The organism is Lysinibacillus sp. BPa_S21, assembly GCF_023337795.1.
Classification (GTDB): Bacteria; Bacillota; Bacilli; order Bacillales_A; family Planococcaceae; genus Lysinibacillus.
In genome coordinates this window covers 50,279-69,289 of record NZ_JALIRS010000014.1, presented here as the reverse complement: position 1 = coordinate 69,289, position 19,011 = coordinate 50,279, and the positions used below count along the sequence as shown (strand labels likewise).

Below are 19,011 nucleotides of genomic sequence, written 5' to 3'. Positions count from 1 at the left end.
TCCGAAGGTATTATACCAACAAATGTTTACTGTGCGAAAGCGAAGCGACAGCAACTGCACATTGTTAGTCACGCAGGATGTGAAGTTCTTAGCATGAGTTCCTTAATTTCAGCAGATGTTTAGAGGCCTACTGAAGAAAGTTAAAAGCTTCATCTATATCTTTTCGTTCGCATATAGTAAAATAAAAGACTGTAAACAAAAAGTAGTATGGTAGGAATAGGAGAATTAATGTGAAACAACAAACAATCATTTTAACCGGTGGAGGGACAGCTGGTCATGTATCGCTCAATCAAGCGATAATCCCGTCTTTACAAGAACTAGGTTATGATGTCCACTATATTGGCTCAGAACAGGGCATTGAAAAAGAATTAATAGGCGAGGCGTTTCCTGATATTCCGTTTTACGGTATTTCAAGTGGGAAATTGCGTCGTTATTTCTCAATGAAAAATTTTACAGATCCTTTTAAAGTGCTTGCTGGAATTATGCAGGCTTTTCGTATTATCAAAAAAGTGAAGCCACAAGTGATTTTTTCAAAGGGTGGCTTTGTTTCAGTACCAGTAGTTATGGCTGCAAAACTTGCAGGTGTTCCAGTAGTCATTCATGAGTCAGATGTTACACCGGGCTTGGCCAATAAAATTGCGCTACCTTTTGCCTCACACATCTTTACGATTTTTGAAGAAACATTGCAGCACTTACCGAAAGAAAAGGCCACATGCACAGGCTCCATTATTCGCCAAGAGCTATTTATGGGAAATCGTGCCGAAGGGTTATCGGTATGTGGCTTTACAACATTAAAGCCTGTTCTTCTTGTTATGGGAGGGAGTCTAGGTTCAGTTGTCTTGAATGATGCACTTCGTCAAAATTTACCTGAGCTTGTAAAACAATTTCAGATCATTCATTTGTGTGGTAAAGGGAATTATGACGAATCACTTGAATCGATGCACGGTTATAAGCAGTTTGAATATGTGACAACAGAATTACCGGATTTATTGCATGCGGCAGACTTTGTCGTGTCACGTGCAGGCTCTAATTCCATTTTTGAATTCCTAGCACTTCATAAACCGATGTTATTAGTGCCATTATCTGCACAAAAAAGTCGTGGTGATCAAATTTTAAATGCCAACTTATTTAAACGCCAAGGGTACGCGGAAGTCTTACAAGAGGAAGAGTTAACGAAGGAATCCTTTAAAAAATCGGTTCATGTGCTAACAGAGCGCAAAGTAGAAATGGTTGCAACGATGGAAAAAACACAAAGACCGAAAACACCAGATGAAATGGCGAAATTGATTTTACAATATAAAAAATAGACTCTTTTTAGCTAAAAAATCTAGGGAAGTCCAAAAATAAAAGCTATGTGCCTGTCATGACGACAGAACACATAGCTTATTTTTATGAAATAACAGTTACATCGCTTGTTCTTCGCCTTCTGCCATTTGATTGGCTGTTGTAAGATAGAACAAGTCTTTTGGAATTTTATATAAATTAAATTGTGCTTCGCCTTTATTAACTTGTGCTAATAATGTTGGGTGACTTTCATTCGCACTTATCACATAGGGTAGTTTTAAGGCTGCACGTTGTGATTTTATATTTTCAATACGAATACGGAGAAATACCGTATGGAAGTTATAATCAAAGAATAGTTCATTCAGAAAAAGCATTTTAGCTTTTTGGTTATAGCCCTGACCTTGGTAAGGGAGTCCAATCCACGTTCCTAAAAAGCCTGCACCATCCTCCACATCATGAATGCTAATGGTGCCGATTGGTTGACCCCAGTCATCAGTAATTGTTCTAGAAATAGCGAGTCCCTTCGATTCTTCTTCAATCAGTTGTTTTGTCATAAACCAATATTCATCAGCTGATGTGGCTTTTTGACGGACAAAAGGGAAAACAGAAGGGTGTGATAATAGCTCATAAAGCTCTGTACATTCATGTAGGTCTCGATGTTTAAGCATACGAAACGCCTCCTTTACTAGGGTAGTTAAAACAATTCCTTTAAAGCATAAAGAAGAAAACTAAAATTCGTACTGGAATTAAAACCCAAAGAACTAGACGTTAAAACTATGATATCCATAATCTCCCGCTGTCTTACTGATTTTTCGACCATACCGAAAAATGGCTAGTTTTTTTAATATAATATAACAATCATCCTGCTTTATGCAATCATTTTCCTCGCTCAAACAAAAAATAAGTTTATTAGTCAGCAAATTCCGAAAAATCAATAATTTTATCAATTGTTAAATTATGTTTATTTGTAATATTTAGGAGAAATAAGACTAAAATATCAATTTTGAATGTAAAAACATTTGAATTTTGTTTCTTTAGCATTATGTTATTTCTTTCATAAAGGTAAATTATCAAAAAATAGCCTTAAAAGGATAAAATTTTTCCAATTTTAGGAGGGCGGTTTTAAAAAATTATGTTATAATAGTAGTATTGATTTTTTTGTATAAACAAAAACTATATAAAAATTCTATATTAATATTAACGACTTAAGGGGGTGACAGCATGAAAGATCTTTTAAGCGAAGATTTATTTAATGAATTGTTTATTGGCAAAGATTTTGTCTTTTTAATGAAAAAAGTGGGAGACGATTATCAATATATTCGCTTAAATAAAGCAGCTCGAGATTTGTTATCACATGAGGCGATTGGGAAGATGCTTTCGACCCTTCCTTTAAGTCGTGAAAATATTTCTGTAATTCAAGAAAATTACAATCAAGCAATTACTAAGCATAGTCAAGTTGATTATGTGGATTATGCCTATTATCAATCAGAAGTTCGAAAATACGAAACGTCTGTTCGTCCCTTTGAATATAATGAAGAAAACTATGTCTTAGCCATCACTAAAGAAATTCTCTATGACCGAAGTATCGAGGATAAGTTTTTGTTTCTACGCTCCATGTTTGATCATGCTTTTTTTTCTACGGTCATCTTATCAGCTGATGGGGCTATTTATGAAGTAAATTCCAGCTTCACGGAAGACTTTGCATTAGATACCGAAACGGTTAAACAGCAATTATTCGTTGATCTACCGATTGTTCCTAAAGAGGAAGTAGAGAACATACAAAAGTATTTACAAAAAGCCGCTATGGGCGAAAACATTGGTGAAAAACTTATCAAGCTTCATACACTGGATAAAAAAGAGCGTGTGTATTTAATATCACTATCTCCAGTTATGCAAGGGGATAACTCTTTAGCTATTTTTCTACTTATGAAGGATTGCACACAATTCACTGAACAAAAAGCAGAGTTACGTTCAAAATCTCATGGTTTAGAGGTTTTTAAGGCTGCTCTTAATTCTGCAGCGTCCATTGCTGTGTTGGACAGTAATGCTAATATTCTAGAAGTAAATGATCTATTTTTAAATGCGACTGGTTTTAAGGCAGAAGAGCTAATAGGTCAATCGTATAAATTAATCGAGCCTCGTTACAATACGGAGGTTTTAATACAAATAATTCGTAAAACACTGCAAGCGGGGAAAGTTTGGCGAGGAGAGCTGTGCTACCGTACAAAATTCCATGCTGATTTATGGGTAGAAGCAGCGATCGTTCCATTAAAAGATGAGTTTGGAAAGACAGAACAATATTTATCCATTAACTATGATATTACGGACAAGAAAAGAATGTTAACGGAATTGAAAAATATTGAGCGTACATTTCGTCTTATTACAGAAAATACAAATGATTTGATTGTCATTACAAATGAAGATGGCATCATTATTTATGCCTCGCCGTCCTATCAGATTTTCTTAGGCTACGAAAACGTAGAATTACAAGGTCAGTTTTACAGCACCATTGTTGATGAACAAAGTAAGAATTCATGGCAAACGTTTCTAAATAATTATTCAGGTCAAACGGAAACCCAGTTTGAGTTGCTTTTAAGGGCAAAAGATGGAACGCCTGTTTGGACTGAAGGAAATGTAACGGTTGTTCATGATCCAAAGCGTGAAAAAGTTTCACAAATCATGATGGTATCTCGTGAAATAACACATCGTAAAGAACGTGAGAACGATTTATTATATTTAGCTTATCACGATACGTTAACACAACTACCAAATCGTCGTTTTTTACAAAAGGAATTTCCAAAACTATTGGCAGAAGCGCAAGAACGGAATGAGTGCTTAGCTATGCTCTATATCGATGGGGATGACTTTAAGCATGTTAATGATCAGTACGGCCATGACACGGGGGATGATTTTATCCGAAAGTTTGGCCAAGTTTTAATTACTGCTGTACGTAATCACGATTTAGTTATACGAATGGGTGGCGATGAATTTATTGTCGTCTTAACAGGTTTAACCCGTGATGAAAAAAAGAGAGACACACAGATGATGGATATTATTAATCGCATTCGAAATGAACTAAAAAAAGGTTGGACGATTGAAAGACATCACTTTGCACCAACAGCTTCCATTGGAATAGCTTATTATCCGGATCACGCTCAAACATTAAATGAATTGCTAGAATTAGCAGATCAAGCATTATATAAAGCGAAGGAATTCGGTAAAAATAATTACTATATTACTGACAACTAATTATTTATGTTTCGGCATCATTGCGTCCGTAATTCGATAGGTCAGTTAGCCGTTATCGCACAGTTGTAGCTGACGTTTCGCTTTCGCTACCAAAAACATTGCTTCTAGCAGTTAAAAAAGTCTGTACAAACAAGTATGTGCTTGTAGTACAGACTTTTTGTTTGATGTTATGCTATAACTGTATTTAAGAGGAAACTTCCTCTCATCGTTAATTTAGAATAGAAGGTGAAGAAATGCCTAAAAGAATACTTTTGGTGGAAGATGAGAAGCATATCGCTCGCTTTGTGGAGCTAGAATTAAAACATGAAGGTTACGAAGTATTCGTCGCTTTTGATGGACGCGAAGGACTTGAGCTAGCATCATCTGATAATTTTGACGTGCTGTTATTAGATGTTATGCTTCCAGGAATAAATGGAATTGAAATTTGTCGTCGAATACGCACGCAGTCAAAGGTACCTATTATATTGTTAACGGCACGAGATGCTGTAATGGATCGTGTAGCTGGCTTAGATGCTGGTGCAGATGACTACATAGTAAAACCATTCGCTATCGAGGAACTGCTAGCTAGAATTCGAACTATATTGCGTCGGATCACGCCTGATGAAAAAAAGGGTGAATCATTCCATTTTCGTGATATTGAAATCGATGTAGCGGCCTATGAAGTAATGGTACAAGGAAACAAGCTTGATTTAACGAAAACAGAATATGATTTACTGAAACTATTGATCGAACATAAAAATAAAGTATGTACACGAGAGCTAATTTTAACCTCTGTTTGGGGGTATGATACGGATATAGAGACAAATGTAGTAGATGTATATATTCGGCATTTACGAAATAAACTACCGGGTGATATGAATGCCTATATCGAAACTGTTCGTGGTGTTGGGTACGTGATGCGAGAATGAAAAAACTAAGAGATTATTTAGTCAATCAGTCCTTACAAAGAAAATGGATGCTAACATCTAGTGCTGTTATATTTTTTAGCTATACTATTATTTGTATTGTCGTATATATTTCGCTGCATACATGGCTAATAAATGATGAGCAGAGTAAGATTACACTTACGAGGAATGATTTGGTGTCCTTTTTAGAGTCGGAAGGACCTAGTCTTTCTATACAGCAAATTCAACATAACACGGGTCTTTTAAAGTCCATTGTAGATCGAGATCAAACCGTCCGAATGTTTAATGCAGATGGTATTGAAATTTTAAGCATTAATGAAACTTCGAAAGCAGCGCCGCTAACCGAAGTGCGTGAAATTATAGAAATGAAAATTGATAATAAGGATGCCTTTGTTATTAACGAACCGATAATGCTTGGCTTCTTCAAAGGGTATATTCAAGTTATTCATCCATTATCTAAGTTTCAGTCGCTAATGCATTATTTATTGACGGCCATGCTCATAGCGGGGATTGGGGGATTAGTGTTATCAGCCTCAATTGGCTATTATCTTGCTAATTATTTGACGAAACCGTTGCATGAGTTACGTTCATCTATGAAAACCGTTATGGATAAAGGATTTAATGAACCCATTCAATTATCTTACACGTCTCAAGATGAGATTGGTGATTTATTGAAAATGTACAATGCGATGATGAATGAACTGCAAATCTCATTTACACAGCAACAACAATTTGTAGCGGATGCTTCTCATGAGTTACGGACGCCTATTCAGGCAATTGAAGGACATCTATCCCTTTTAAAAAGATGGGGGAAGGATGATCCGGAAATTCTAGAGGAATCTATTGAAACCTCATTAACGGAAATTGCACGGATGCGTAAAATGATTGAAGAATTACTTGAATTAGCACGTCGTGAAGAAAAGGACATCAAATGTGAGGCTGATGCAGTAGCTGTTATAGAAGCGGTTATAGAGGAAACAAGAATTCTTCATCCAGAAGCTCGAATGACGCTGTCGAAAGATGAAGAAATAGGGCGATTATTTATAACAGAAAATGCACTTAGCCAAATTGTTCGTAATATAATAGAGAATGCAATTCGTTATTGTGAAAAAATTCCTGAGATTCAAATTTCACTATCTGAATTAGGGAAGGAAGTTTTGATTAAAATAGAAGATAATGGAATTGGTATAGCTGAAGAAAACATTCCATTTATCTTTGATCGCTTTTATCGGGTTGATGAGGCGAGAAATCGTCAAATAGGCGGTACAGGCTTAGGGCTAAGTATTACAAAAATGTTACTTGAAAAATACAATAGTTCAGTGGAAGTCAAGAGTGATAAAAATGTTGGAACCGTTTTCTTGATGAAATTCCCGCTGAAAAATTGAGAAAATTACATGCTTTATTTAATTATTTCATCCTTTGAGAATAAAATTGCTTAATTTGCTAAAAAGAGTTGTATTTTTTGTGAAGAGTAGTAAGATTGAGATGGAAAAAACGTTCTTTAAATATTGGATAAGATGTCAAACATCCTTTAAAAGAACGAAGAAATATTATATAATTAATTGTATTTTAATTAATGGAACTGCCGAAAGGCAAAATTTGGAGGTCATTTTTCATGTCGAACAACGTTACAACTGTAAGTTCTCCATGGTCAGCTTTCTCTGGTCCTAACCTAGGATATGTGATGGAGCAATACGACTTATTCTTACAGTCTCCTGAAGAAGTAGAACCGGAGTTAGTATTATTATTCCAACAATTTGGTGCACCAGTAGTAGTAGAAGGTGAAGTAGCTGTAGCTAGTAATGCAGCAGCTCCTGCTGGCGATTACAAGAAAGTGTTAGCAGCTGTGAAATTAGCAGATGCAATCCGTTCAAACGGTCATTTAGCGGCAGATATTTATCCTTTGAAAAACCGTGAACTACAAACAGCTCAAATTGAAGAAAGCGCGTTCAACCTAAGCGCTGCAGATTTAGCTGAAATTCCTGCAGCTGTCTTCTTCAAAGATGTGCCAGCAAACGTGAAAAATGGTAAAGATGCAATCAATTACTTAAAATCTGTTTATACAGGTAAAGTAGCGTTTGAATATAATCACGTAGGAACTACAGAAGAACGTGATTGGATTCAAGCACAAATTGAAACAGGTTCATTTAAACAATCATTAACTTCTAATGAGAAAAAAGCTTTATTAGACCGTTTAACTCGTGTTGAAAACTTCGAGAAGTTTATTCATAAAACTTTTGTAGGTCAAAAACGTTTCTCTGGTGAAGGTTTAGATACTCAAATCGTTCTATTTGATGAAATTTTGAAAACAGTTGAAGCAAATAACGTGGAAAAAGTACGTATTGGTATGGCTCACCGTGGTCGTTTAAACGTGTTAACACACATTTTAAATAAACCATACGATATGATGTTCTCTGACTTTGCACATGTATCTAATGATTTATTTATCCCAGAAGACGGCCGCCTTGAAATTACAAAAGGCTGGACTGGTGATGTTAAGTACCATATGGGTGCTTCATATATGCGTGAATCTGGTATGAATGTAAAGCTAGCTTACAACCCATCCCACTTAGAAGTAGGGAATCCTGTTGTTTTAGGTACTGCACGTGCAGCACAAGATGACACTTCTAAACCAGGGCAAGCTATTCATGACCGCACAAAAGGATTAGGTATTCTTGTGCATGGTGACGCTGCATTCCCAGGTCAAGGGATCGTAACAGAAGTATTAAACTTTGCAAAAACTGAAGGGTTCACTACTGGTGGTACAATTCACATCATTGCTAATAACATGATTGGATTTACAACTGAATTACAAGACTCTCGCTCTTCTGTTTACTCTTCTGACCCTGCAAAAGGTTATGAAGTACCAGTTGTGCATGTAAATGCAGATAGCCCTGAGTCTGTAGCTTTAGTAGGACGCTTTGCAGCTAACTACCGTCAAAAATTCGGTAAAGATATCATCGTTGACCTTATCGGTTACCGTCGTCATGGTCATAATGAAACGGATGATCCAACTGTAACAAACCCAGAAACATATAAATTAGTTTCTAAACATGAACCAGTTCGCGCTTTATACGGTGCTCAATTAGCAGCTGAAGGCGTAGTTTCTGCTGAAGAAGTAGCAGCTTTAGATAAAGCTATTTATGCAGAGATGCAAGCAGCTTATGATCATGTGAAAGAAATGGCAGACAAAGATGAGCATAAGCATCCAGAAATGCCTGAAGAATTAAAAGTAGAATTCCCACAAATTGATACAGCAGTTGGTGCGGAACGTCTAGAAAAAATTAATGAAGAGCTTTTAGTGTTTGAAGAAAACTTCGAACCACAGAAAAAACTTGGTAAAATTTTAGAAAAACGCCGTGATGCATTTGCTTCTGCAAAAATCGACTGGGGTCATGCAGAAACTTTAGCATATGCAACGATTATTCAAGATGGCACTCCAGTACGTTTTACAGGTCAAGATGCACAACGTGGTACGTTCTCTCAACGTCACTTAGTGTTACATGACAAAAACAATGGTAAGTTATTCACACCACTTCACCATATTTCAGGTGCAAATGCATCATTTACAGTACACAACTCTCCACTTACAGAAGCTGGGGTAGTAGGCTTTGAATATGGTTACAATTTAGAAAATGATCATGTGCTATCAGTTTGGGAAGCTCAATTTGGTGACTTTGCTAACATGGCACAAGTTATGTTCGATAACTTTATTTCAGGTGCACGTGCTAAATGGGGTCAAAAATCTGGTTTAGTTATTCTTTTACCACATGGCTATGAAGGTCAAGGACCAGAACACTCTTCAAGCCGTATGGAACGTTACTTACAAATGTCAGCTGAAAATAACTGGTTCGTTGCGAACTGCTCAAACGCAGGTAACTACTACCACTTATTACGTCGTCAAGCAGCATTATTAGGAACTGAAGGTGTTCGTCCACTTGTAGTGGTTTCACCTAAGTACTTACTTCGTCACCCATTAGCTGCAGCGAACGCTGAACAATTGGCAAATGGCTCATTCCAAGAAGTAATTGAGCAACCAGGTCTAGGTTCGAAACCAGAAGCTGTAGAACGTATTGTATTAGGTACAGGTAAAGTAATGATCGACATTGCAGACCGCATTAAAGACGGTGAAGGCTTCGATCACTTACACATTATTCGTGTAGAACAACTTTACCCATTCCCAAAAGAGCAAGTAGCTGATATCATTGCTAAGTATCCTAATGTAAAAGAAATCGTTTGGGTACAAGAAGAACCTAAAAACCAAGGTTCTTGGAATTATGCATTAGAAACATTACACGAACTTTCAGAAGGTAAAAAACTACGTTATGTAGGTCGACCTGCAATGAGTTCGACTTCTGAAGGTGATGCAGATTCTCATAAAGCAGCTCAAGCAGCACTTGTAGAAGAAGCAGTTGCTGAGCCTGTAAAGGTTAAATAATCACATATTAATTAATGAGAGCCGGGCTACTTGCTAAGGCGGTAGCCCTTCTAATGTGCACAATGCACGTTTATTAAAGGAGGAAATGAAAGTGGCTGAAATTAAAGTCCCTGAATTAGCAGAATCGATTACAGAAGGTAGTATCGCACAGTGGGTAAAAAAAGTGGGCGATCGCGTTGAAAAAGGTGAATTCATCGTTGAACTTGAAACAGATAAAGTAAACGCTGAAATCATTTCTGAAGAAGCGGGAGTTTTAACTCAAATTTTAGCTGAAGAAGGCGATACTGTACTAGTAGGTCAAGTAATCGCAGTTGTAGAAGCTGGCGAAGGCGCAGCACCTGCTCCGGCAGCTCCAGTTGAGGCAGCACCAGCTCCAGCAGCACCACAAGCGGCACCTGCACCTGTTGCAGCAGCACCAGTTGTAGAAGAAACTACTGGTGAGCGTGTAATCGCATCTCCAGCAGCTCGTAAACTTGCTCGTGAAAAAGGTATTGACCTTGCTGCTGTATCTCCAGTAGATCCACAAGGCCGCGTTCGTGTACAAGACGTAGCAGCTCATGGTACAGCTCCAGTTGCAGCATCACAAGCAGCTCCAGCAGCACCGAAAGCAGTTGCAGCAGTTGATGAATCACGTGTGACAGTTGAAAAAATGAGCCGTCGCCGTCAAACAATTGCAAAACGCTTACTTGAAGTAAAACAATCTACAGCAATGTTAACAACATTTAACGAAGTAGATATGACAAACGTAATGGCTTTACGTTCTCGTAAAAAAGACCAATTCTTCGAGTCAACTGGCTCAAAACTTGGTTTCATGTCATTCTTCACAAAAGCTGTAGTTGCAGCACTTAAAAAATACCCATATGTTAACGCACAAATCGTGGGTGATGAAATTCACTTAAACAACTTCTTTGATATCGGTGTAGCTGTATCAACAGAAGAAGGTTTAGTAGTACCAGTTGTACGTGATGCTGACCGTAAAAACTTTGCAGAAATTGAAGATTCAATTGCAGACCTAGCGAAAAAAGCACGCGATAAAAAATTAGGTTTAGCAGATCTTTCAGGTGGCTCATTCACAATTACAAATGGTGGGGTATTCGGTTCATTAATGTCTACACCTATCATGAATGGTACACAAGCTGCTATCCTTGGTATGCACACTATCAAAAAACGTCCAGTTGAAGTGAATGGTGAAGTAGAAATTCGCCCAATGATGTACTTAGCACTTTCTTATGACCACCGTATTATCGATGGTAAAGATTCTGTAGGCTTCCTTAAAACTGTTAAAGAATTACTTGAAAACCCAGAAGATTTATTATTAAATTCTTAATTCCTGGGCTTATAAAAACCTTGCGAACATTGTTTCGCAGGGTTTTTTATCTTTTTATGGATCAATTTATAAAGAAGTGATGGATAAAAGAACCGAAGCGACGGAAACAGCACTTAAAACGAAGGAAAGAAGAGTCAAAGTGACGGATAAAACAATCGAAGCGACGGAAAGATTGACCGGAACGACGAAACGGACACAAAGCGACGGAAACAGCAGCAAGAACGACGGAAAAAAGAGTCAAAGCGACGGATAAAACGGCCGAAGTGACGGAAAGATTGGCCGGAACGACTTGAACAGGCACGAAGCGACGACATACGCTTTTATCGAAATCTCATGGCTAAGCGGAGTTATCATTTTCAACATTGTAAGAGTGTATATTTGGCTATAAAATAGATAAAAAACCCTAATATTGTAATTAGTCTGAAAAGTAATAAAATTATCTTGACGAATAAGTTACTTTTATAGTAGTATCTTAATATCAATTAAATAAACAAACCTCACATTTATCCTATTGTGAGGTAGAGGCGCGGTATTTATTAGTTCATTGTTGAGTACAAGCAAGCGAAGACGCAATGAAGAAGGAACTATCGCCGAAGTATAAAAGGAGCTCGTACTTTTATGCTGGGTCTGCAGTGAATAAGTGCAGGACTGTCCTAGAGAATTATTTTCCAGGTTTACTAGGTTGTGCTATCTCGGAATGATGGAATTATAGTGAGGATTTGGGCAACTGTTAAAAAAAGTAAGACCTAAGTTCAGTACTTAGGTCTTTTTTTGTACAGTTGTCTTATTTTTTTATAGAAAAGGGGAATATTTGATGAAAAGAAAATTGTTAGTATTTATGTTGGCCGTAATGACCGCAATTTTGCTCGCAGCTTGTGGTACGAGTGACAAGAAGGATACGACATCATCTAGTAAAGGTACTGCAAGTACTGATACAAAAGAGGGTGGCGGTCAATTCCGTATTGGGATGGAAGCAGGTTATGCTCCGTTTAACTGGACGCAGCAAGATGATGCAAATGGCGCAGTAAAAATTGCCGATAATGCAGAATATGCAGGTGGCTATGATGTACAAATGGCAAAAAAAATAGCGGAAGGTTTAGGAAAAGAATTAGTGATCGTAAAATTAGAATGGGATGGTTTAGTACCAGCTCTACAATCAAATAAAATCGATGCAATCATTGCTGGTATGTCACCTACCGATAAGCGTAAGCAAACAATCGACTTTACAGAAAACTACTATACATCTGATTTTGTCATGGTTATTAAAAAAGGAAGCAAATATGAAAAAGCAACATCCATCCAAGATTTCTCTGGAGCTAAAATCACATCACAATTAAATACTTCTAACTACACAGTTATTGATCAAATCAAAGGTGTAAAAAAACAAACTGCAATGGATAACTTCCCAGCTATGCGTGTAGCTTTAGAAGCTGGAAAAATTGACGGCTATGTAGCAGAACGTCCAGAAGGTATTTCGGCTGCTGCTGCAAATGATAAATTTACGTATGTAAAGTTTGAAAAAGGCTTCAAGACAGATATTTCAAATACATCAATCGCAGTTGGTGTACGCAAAGGTGATGCAGATCTTGAAAAAATCAATGACATCTTAAAAGGTATTTCAGAAGATGAGCGCCAAAAAATTATGGAAGAAGCCATTAGCCAACAACCAGCAGCTCAATAACATAAACTTACATGCACGGGCTATTTGCTAGTCCGTGCAATCACAAAATCTCTCAAAATATTTAATAATGTCTTAGCTAAAAGTTTCATAAGATACTGTAACAAACAAGCAACACGACGTGGTTAGGAGGAACATCATGAGTCTTGAATGGATTATTTCTATTGTTGAGAACAACTGGCAAATGTTTTTACGAGGTACTTATTATACATTACTTATTTCAATTAGTAGTACAATTATTGGTGCACTTATCGGATTTTTCATTGGAATTATGCATACCATCAAAGTTCGTAAAAAGGGTGTAAAATTTTATTGCTTAAAACTCATTAATTTTATACTTACTTGCTATGTCGAATTCTTCCGTGGTACACCAATGATTGTACAAGCAATGGTTGTATTTTTCGGATTAGATATAGCATTTGGTATTGATATGCATTTTATTACAGCGGGTATTTTAGTGGTTTCACTCAATACGGGTGCTTATATGGCAGAAATCGTGCGTGGCGGTATTGTTTCCATTGATCAAGGGCAGTACGAGGCTGCATCGGCCATTGGTATGAATCATGTTCAAATCATGCTACATGTTGTTTTACCACAAGTTGCCCGAAATATATTGCCGGCAACTGGTAACCAATTAATTATGAACATTAAAGATACAGCCGTTTTAAACGTTATTGGAGTTACAGAATTATTTTTCCAAACAAAGTCAATTGCAGGGAATAACTTTCGTTATTTTGAATCCTTCTTTATAGCTTGTGTTCTTTATTTCATCATGACATTCACAGCATCAAGAATTTTACTGTATATTGAAAAACGACTGGATGGACCAGATGCCTATCAAAAAGAACAGAGAGAAGCAATATAGGGGGACGAGTAAATGACAGTTATTAAAATAGAGCACTTAAGTAAATCATTTGGTCGTAACGAAGTGTTAAAGGATGTAAATTTTCAAGTAGAAAAAGGCGAGGTTGTGTGCTTGATCGGTTCTTCAGGATCTGGTAAATCAACATTATTACGCTGCATTAATTTACTGGAAACCCCAAGTGGCGGCCAAATTATATATAAAGGTGAAAACATTTTAGATGAAAAGCATAATATCCAGGAATATCGTACACATTTAGGTATGGTATTTCAACAATTTAACTTATTCAACAATCATAATGTGCTTAAAAATTGCACAGTTGGTCAAATGAAAGTTTTAAAGCGTTCGAAGGTTGAAGCAGAGGAAGTTGCTTTAAAATATTTGCAAATTGTAGGTATGGATCAATACGTTAGTGCAAAGCCACGACAACTTTCTGGTGGTCAAAAACAGCGGGTAGCGATTGCGCGAGCATTGTCCATGAGCCCGGAAGTCATGCTGTTTGATGAACCGACGTCAGCCCTTGATCCAGAAATGGTAGGTGAAGTGTTGAAAGTAATGCGTCAGCTAGCTGATGCCGGGAATACAATGTTAATTGTTACACATGAAATGGAATTTGCTAAAGAAGTAGCAGATCGTGTCGTCTTTATGGATAAAGGTGTTATTGTAGAGGAAGGGTCACCTGCACAGGTTTTAATCACCCCTCAACATGAACGGACAAAAGAGTTTTTAAAACGAACATTAAAATAACTTGCAACTAGCAATCAAAAAAAGTGAGTCCAAATTAATGGGCTCACTTATTTTCTAGAATTCCATTCTGCGTATAAAATAAAGCAAATTGCAAAGGCAACGGCCAGTATAAAAAACCATTGCGGTACACCACCAAAGCTCATATATTAACACCTCTAGTAATTTTTTATGAAGGATATGGGTATAAAACGGATAGTTCTGGAGAAAATATGGTCTTCTATGGTTTTTTTCTCCACAAGCGTACAAAAATATTATAAAATAAGTTGTAGACATTACATAGTGCTAGTAAAGAGAGGTAGAGAGATTATGTTACATTTAAAATGGAAAGATGCACCGACAGTACGCACAGTTACTTGCAAGCATACAAATGCATCAAAATATTTAGTTTCAAACGTATTAACAGTAGGGAAACAATATGATGTAAAAAATGAAACAGAAGAATTCATTTTTATTATCGATAACACTGGTAATATTGGTGGCTACTATAAAGATTATTTCGAATGACTAGATCGATTTCACCATGGCGTCATGAATGCTATCATGTACATAAACAATACGTCCTGGTGTTAAATAGTGCTAGCACCATTCATTCCTTTAGTCGGTATGAATAAAAATAAAGGGTGGTTCAGATGATTTCTGAGCCACCCTTAATTGTTGGAAAAACAGAATCATGATTGCTTTGTATTCTTTAATTCAGCTACTTCTTGCAGATGCTGTTTTTCTTGTTCGGTAGCTGTATGAAGAGCAAAGACGTCTTTAATTGCTGTTTTAAGCTCATGCTGTGTTTCTCTAAATTTTGATACTTGTTGTTCAAAGGAAGGGCTTGTGAAACGATCGTTTGTACGAGATAATCGTTCTTCAAGTTGCGCGTAGTGATGATCCATGTGCATAGATAACATCATAGCTAATTGATTTTTCCAAAGTGGAATAAGGGTGACGATAGAAAATTCAATTTTTTCAGCTAGTGTTTGGTTGGACTGCTGAATCATGCGTATTTGTGGCGCGGTTTGTAAGGCAACCTGTTGCGATACTTGTAAGTCATAAATACGTTGATCTAGACGTTCAATTTGAGCGGCAAAGTCATTAAGCTGTTGGATAGCTAGTGGCTGTTTGTTTGCCTGTACATGCATCACTTTTTCAGGAAGCTCCACCTCAATAGCTTGTTGCTTCTTCATTTGACCTGCTGCAATGGCAGTCGCTAACTCTTCAAAAAATCCTCTATTATGTCCATAAAGTCCTTCTAGCATTTCTATATCTTTTATCATTTGCAGCTGGGCACGTTCAAGCTGAACACCAATTCGCTCTACTTGGATACTAATACGTTCAAACTCCGTTAATGTTTGCTTCACAGTAGGTTCAATTTTTCCAAACATTTTTTTAAAAAAGGACTGTTTTTTTGGCTCTAATGCGTTAGGATCTACACGATCTAACGTTTGCATTAAAGAGTCTAGCATTTGACCGATTTTTGAGACGTCTTTCTGTTTTACTTGTGCAAGCATTCGATCGGCAAATTGAGATACTGATCGTTGTGAATCTTGCCCTAAAGACAGGATTGACTCGAAGTTTGTCAGGTCGAGCTGACTGGCAAATAGAAGTGCACGACTTTGTGCAAGAGGCGATAGCGTTTCATACGTCGCCATCGCCTCATTATTTGTAGTTGTTTCTAAATAAGATTGCACAAGGGGGGAAACACCTTGTAGTGTATTTAATTGAAATGCGTGTTCATTTGCTGTCACTTATCATCGCCTCGCCATTCCAATCGTTCTTTTCGTCTACTATTGGAGCGATTCGCAAATTCGATTTCCATTTGAAGATGGTCGATATCGTTGGAAAGCGCATCCTTTAAATCAACCTGAATCGTATCATTTAAATCAGTAAGTGTTTCTCGTGTCTGTGATAATGTAATTTGAATTTCCTTATCCTTCACAGGCTGCCTCGATAACATCGTATATTTATCTGTTAATTCTACAGCAGAAGGGAGGTGTGCATAAAAAAACTGTTCTACATTATAAAATTTTTGCGGATCTGTTTTAACAATTTTTACGATATTTTTTGAAATTCGTGTCATTTCGAGCAATTGCTTAAATGCAGAAACAGAACGTACACGTAAGTAGTTTTGACTTAATGTTTGTATGTGTTTATTGGCTGCTTTTAGTTGTGTTTCAATATGTTTGTATTCTTCTTTTGTTATACCTACTAATTGCATGAATTTCTTTTTCTGTCTATATTTCAACACTGCAGTACTCGCAGCGTATGTTCCAGCAAACAATAATCCACCAAGGAAGAATCCTGGATTTGCTGCTATGGCTGTAATAGAAACAGTAGAGAGAGAAATTAAGAAGCTAGCGGTATGTCTAGAGAAAAACTTTCCGACACTAAGCATGTTTCTTCCTCCTAGCATTTAAATATGTCTATATTCTTATACGAAATAATCGACATAAAGTTTCAATGAAAAATGAAACCTTACATAAATTTTACTGCTATTTGTAAAGTTTCTCAATGATATTACATTAGAACAAGAAATTCCTTTGCTTTTATTTAGGAAGAAAAGAAGTCAGATCTTGCTATTACATCTATAATGGCCAATTGCCGATCTTCACAATGTGATTAGCGCATTCTTCACAAGTGGTAGGTCAAACATTAGTATTGTTTTTTCATCTGTTGTTGATTCCTCGCCATCAGTTTTCTTGCTAAAAATAATAAGCGTATTCGAGAGTTTATTCTCAAAATACGCTTACATAATTAATCGTTAATGATCCTAATGCTTCCTTAATCGACGTTCTTGAATTTATAGAGATCTTTTAATTTTATTTCTTCGGTATTATTTTTAAATTGAATTGTTATCTTGTCCGCATCCGTTAATTGTTTTTTTTCGCCGTTGTTGAGTAATAAAGTATTTTCATCTAAGAAAGTGTAAGTGATGTTAACACCGTCTTTATAGGACATTGCTACTTCAGAAAATAAATTCAGTTTTTTATCGGCTAAAATATTCCAATTTTCATAAATGATAATATCATCTGTATAATTATTATTCCTTGAATTTTTCACAGCTAAAAGGTATCGGTTGTTACTTTTCGTTTGGTATGTCAAGGTAACTGTTGTTCCATTTTGTTGAATGTTTTTTTCCACATTATTTTCATCTGCTATCCACATATGGACAAAAAGAAAATAATAACTCATAGATAAAATAATAAAGAAAGCAAGTAAGGATCCTGCGACCATAAAAATTTTTCTTCTATTTTTAGAACGCACCTTTTTAAAATAATCAATATTTTCCTTTTCCTTATTATGTACATGTGTATTATCTACAAAAAGACCTTCTTGCATTTCCGTTACATATTTTTTGCATTCTTCACATTCCATCATATGTTTTTCCATCTGTCTAGTAGTTTCTTCGCTAGTCAACTTTTCTATATAGCTGGGTACTAAATCTTTAAAAATATTATGGTTCATATCTGATAACATCCTTTCTTAATTCTTGTTTTGCACGATAAAAAGTAACTCTTGCCCAATTTTCAGTTTCTCCAACAATGGAGCCGATTTCCTTAAAAGAAAGATCACCTAATAACCGTAAGTAGAGTATTTCACGCTTTTTTTCACTAAGTTGATGAGCTTGCTTAAAAAAATTTACCTTATCTTCATTTCTAAAAAACTCTTCTTCTAAGTTGGAGGTTAATGTTTTCATATCATTTAATGACTCTGTTAGTTGATGTCTTTTTTTATCATGATTCAATTCTTGTAACCAAACATTTTTTGCGATAGAACATAGCCATGTAGAAAATTTCACAGTTCCATCATCATGAAATTTGTGTATAGACTTAATCGCTTGATAGAATGTCTCCTGAGTTAACTCTTCAGCAATTTGATGTTTATTAGTTAAAGTCAATAAATATCTAAAAACAAAATCCCCGTATTCTTGGTATATATTATTTTTATTCACAGTTTACCTCCCTTCAAATGAAATTAGATTACTTTAAATAGCTTGAAAAACCCCAAATAAAGTTCGGTCGGTTGATCAATATAAGAAAACGGCATGTTTTTAAGTCAAGCTACTTAAAAAGTTAATCATTCATATATCCAAAATTTCATTGATTCGTTACAGTTTTTATAAAAATTCTTTACCTTTTTGTCTCTATCAAGTCTACTTAATTTTTTCCTACGAATAATCATTCGGTTCATTGAAATAAAATACCCATCTATCAGCATAATAGATAGATGGGTATTAACAACTAAAGATTCTACTTATTGAATTTAAGTTTCAGTAATAAAAACGGCCTTAAGCATTTTGGTAATTTGCTAACATAATCATTGGGCGGCAAACCCCAACTCTTCTGATTTTAAATTCATCCTGTCTATCATCATTTTAGTATTATTTAAAATGTATTCCATCTAGAATATATATAAATCAAATAGTAATACCTTTTGTTATATTTTTCAAATGGTGACACATCATCCCGTTAACATAATGATTGGTATAGGAGTGCGTACGATCTTTAATTTTGATAAGTACCTTTGACTTTT

General features: G+C 36.1%; 15 protein-coding genes and 1 riboswitch. Of the genes, 10 read left to right on the top strand and 5 right to left on the bottom strand.

The features are described from left to right. Positions 1-230 precede the first annotated feature (230 nt). A complete protein-coding gene (locus MOK21_RS20580) occupies positions 231-1,307 on the top strand; it encodes an undecaprenyldiphospho-muramoylpentapeptide beta-N-acetylglucosaminyltransferase (RefSeq protein ID WP_249075823.1) in 1,077 nt (358 codons plus the stop codon). 96 nt (positions 1,308-1,403) lie between these two features. Here MOK21_RS20580 and MOK21_RS20575 read toward each other — a convergent pair whose 3' ends face one another. After that, positions 1,404-1,952 (bottom strand): GNAT family N-acetyltransferase, encoded by a 549-nt coding sequence (locus MOK21_RS20575; RefSeq protein WP_249075822.1) that lies wholly within the window; start codon positions 1,950-1,952, stop codon positions 1,404-1,406. Between the two features lie 553 nt (positions 1,953-2,505). On the opposite strand from MOK21_RS20575, the gene MOK21_RS20570 reads away from it, so the two are divergent. From MOK21_RS20570 to MOK21_RS20530, 9 genes are all read left to right on the top strand, one after another. Further along, a complete protein-coding gene (locus tag MOK21_RS20570) occupies positions 2,506-4,533 on the top strand; it encodes a diguanylate cyclase domain-containing protein (RefSeq protein WP_249075821.1) in 2,028 nt (675 codons plus the stop codon). Between the two features lie 233 nt (positions 4,534-4,766). Beyond that, positions 4,767-5,441 carry a response regulator transcription factor gene (locus MOK21_RS20565; protein WP_249075820.1) on the top strand — a complete coding sequence of 225 codons (675 nt, stop codon included), beginning with the start codon at positions 4,767-4,769 and terminating at the stop codon, positions 5,439-5,441. Then, a complete protein-coding gene (locus MOK21_RS20560) occupies positions 5,438-6,823 on the top strand; it encodes a sensor histidine kinase (protein WP_249075819.1) in 1,386 nt (461 codons plus the stop codon). Before MOK21_RS20565 ends, MOK21_RS20560 begins: the two co-directional genes overlap by 4 nt. 230 nt (positions 6,824-7,053) lie before the next feature. Continuing rightward, positions 7,054-9,876, top strand: coding sequence for a 2-oxoglutarate dehydrogenase E1 component (locus tag MOK21_RS20555; RefSeq protein WP_249075818.1), 2,823 nt, complete (start codon positions 7,054-7,056; stop codon positions 9,874-9,876). A gap of 91 nt (positions 9,877-9,967) precedes the next feature. Then, positions 9,968-11,203 (top strand): 2-oxoglutarate dehydrogenase complex dihydrolipoyllysine-residue succinyltransferase, encoded by a 1,236-nt coding sequence (gene odhB, locus MOK21_RS20550; RefSeq protein WP_249075817.1) that lies wholly within the window; start codon positions 9,968-9,970, stop codon positions 11,201-11,203. 511 nt (positions 11,204-11,714) lie between these two features. Then, a riboswitch (Lysine riboswitch) is annotated at positions 11,715-11,901 on the top strand. A gap of 116 nt (positions 11,902-12,017) precedes the next feature. Continuing rightward, positions 12,018-12,884, top strand: coding sequence for a transporter substrate-binding domain-containing protein (locus tag MOK21_RS20545; RefSeq protein ID WP_249075816.1), 867 nt, complete (start codon positions 12,018-12,020; stop codon positions 12,882-12,884). A 136-nt stretch (positions 12,885-13,020) separates the two neighbouring features. Beyond that, complete coding sequence (locus MOK21_RS20540) at positions 13,021-13,746, top strand: amino acid ABC transporter permease (protein WP_249075815.1); 726 nt, start codon at positions 13,021-13,023, stop codon at positions 13,744-13,746. A gap of 12 nt (positions 13,747-13,758) precedes the next feature. Further along, complete coding sequence (locus tag MOK21_RS20535) at positions 13,759-14,490, top strand: amino acid ABC transporter ATP-binding protein (RefSeq protein WP_249075814.1); 732 nt, start codon at positions 13,759-13,761, stop codon at positions 14,488-14,490. Positions 14,491-14,796: 306 nt separating this feature from the next. Next, positions 14,797-14,994 (top strand): DUF6501 family protein, encoded by a 198-nt coding sequence (locus MOK21_RS20530; protein WP_053485867.1) that lies wholly within the window; start codon positions 14,797-14,799, stop codon positions 14,992-14,994. 164 nt (positions 14,995-15,158) lie between these two features. Here the strand turns inward: MOK21_RS20530 and MOK21_RS20525 are convergent, their stop codons facing one another. The 4 genes from MOK21_RS20525 to MOK21_RS20510 form a co-directional block, all read right to left on the bottom strand. After that, positions 15,159-16,226, bottom strand: a complete 1,068-nt coding sequence (locus MOK21_RS20525; RefSeq protein WP_249075813.1) for a toxic anion resistance protein — start codon at positions 16,224-16,226, stop codon at positions 15,159-15,161. Then, positions 16,223-16,873, bottom strand: coding sequence for a 5-bromo-4-chloroindolyl phosphate hydrolysis family protein (locus MOK21_RS20520; RefSeq protein WP_249075812.1), 651 nt, complete (start codon positions 16,871-16,873; stop codon positions 16,223-16,225). The genes MOK21_RS20525 and MOK21_RS20520 overlap by 4 nt, the downstream gene beginning before the upstream one ends. 386 nt (positions 16,874-17,259) lie before the next feature. Continuing rightward, positions 17,260-17,943, bottom strand: a complete 684-nt coding sequence (locus MOK21_RS20515; protein WP_249075811.1) for a zf-HC2 domain-containing protein — start codon at positions 17,941-17,943, stop codon at positions 17,260-17,262. Then, complete coding sequence (locus MOK21_RS20510; RefSeq protein WP_249075810.1) at positions 17,933-18,430, bottom strand: RNA polymerase sigma factor; 498 nt, start codon at positions 18,428-18,430, stop codon at positions 17,933-17,935. The genes MOK21_RS20515 and MOK21_RS20510 overlap by 11 nt, the downstream gene beginning before the upstream one ends. Positions 18,431-19,011 lie beyond the last annotated feature (581 nt).

Excerpts from the sequence above, each read along its gene's own strand:
- MOK21_RS20515 (WP_249075811.1), bottom strand. The coding sequence starts at position 17,943 with ATGAACCATAATATTTTTAAAGATTTAGTACCCAGCTATATAGAAAAG.
- MOK21_RS20520 (WP_249075812.1), bottom strand. The coding sequence starts at position 16,873 with ATGCTTAGTGTCGGAAAGTTTTTCTCTAGACATACCGCTAGCTTCTTA.
- MOK21_RS20545 (WP_249075816.1), top strand. The coding sequence starts at position 12,018 with ATGAAAAGAAAATTGTTAGTATTTATGTTGGCCGTAATGACCGCAATT.
- MOK21_RS20540 (WP_249075815.1), top strand. The coding sequence starts at position 13,021 with ATGAGTCTTGAATGGATTATTTCTATTGTTGAGAACAACTGGCAAATG.
- MOK21_RS20570 (WP_249075821.1), top strand. The coding sequence starts at position 2,506 with ATGAAAGATCTTTTAAGCGAAGATTTATTTAATGAATTGTTTATTGGC.
- MOK21_RS20535 (WP_249075814.1), top strand. The coding sequence starts at position 13,759 with ATGACAGTTATTAAAATAGAGCACTTAAGTAAATCATTTGGTCGTAAC.
- MOK21_RS20560 (WP_249075819.1), top strand. The coding sequence starts at position 5,438 with ATGAAAAAACTAAGAGATTATTTAGTCAATCAGTCCTTACAAAGAAAA.
- MOK21_RS20555 (WP_249075818.1), top strand. The coding sequence starts at position 7,054 with ATGTCGAACAACGTTACAACTGTAAGTTCTCCATGGTCAGCTTTCTCT.
- MOK21_RS20530 (WP_053485867.1), top strand. The coding sequence starts at position 14,797 with ATGTTACATTTAAAATGGAAAGATGCACCGACAGTACGCACAGTTACT.
- MOK21_RS20565 (WP_249075820.1), top strand. The coding sequence starts at position 4,767 with ATGCCTAAAAGAATACTTTTGGTGGAAGATGAGAAGCATATCGCTCGC.
- MOK21_RS20575 (WP_249075822.1), bottom strand. The coding sequence starts at position 1,952 with ATGCTTAAACATCGAGACCTACATGAATGTACAGAGCTTTATGAGCTA.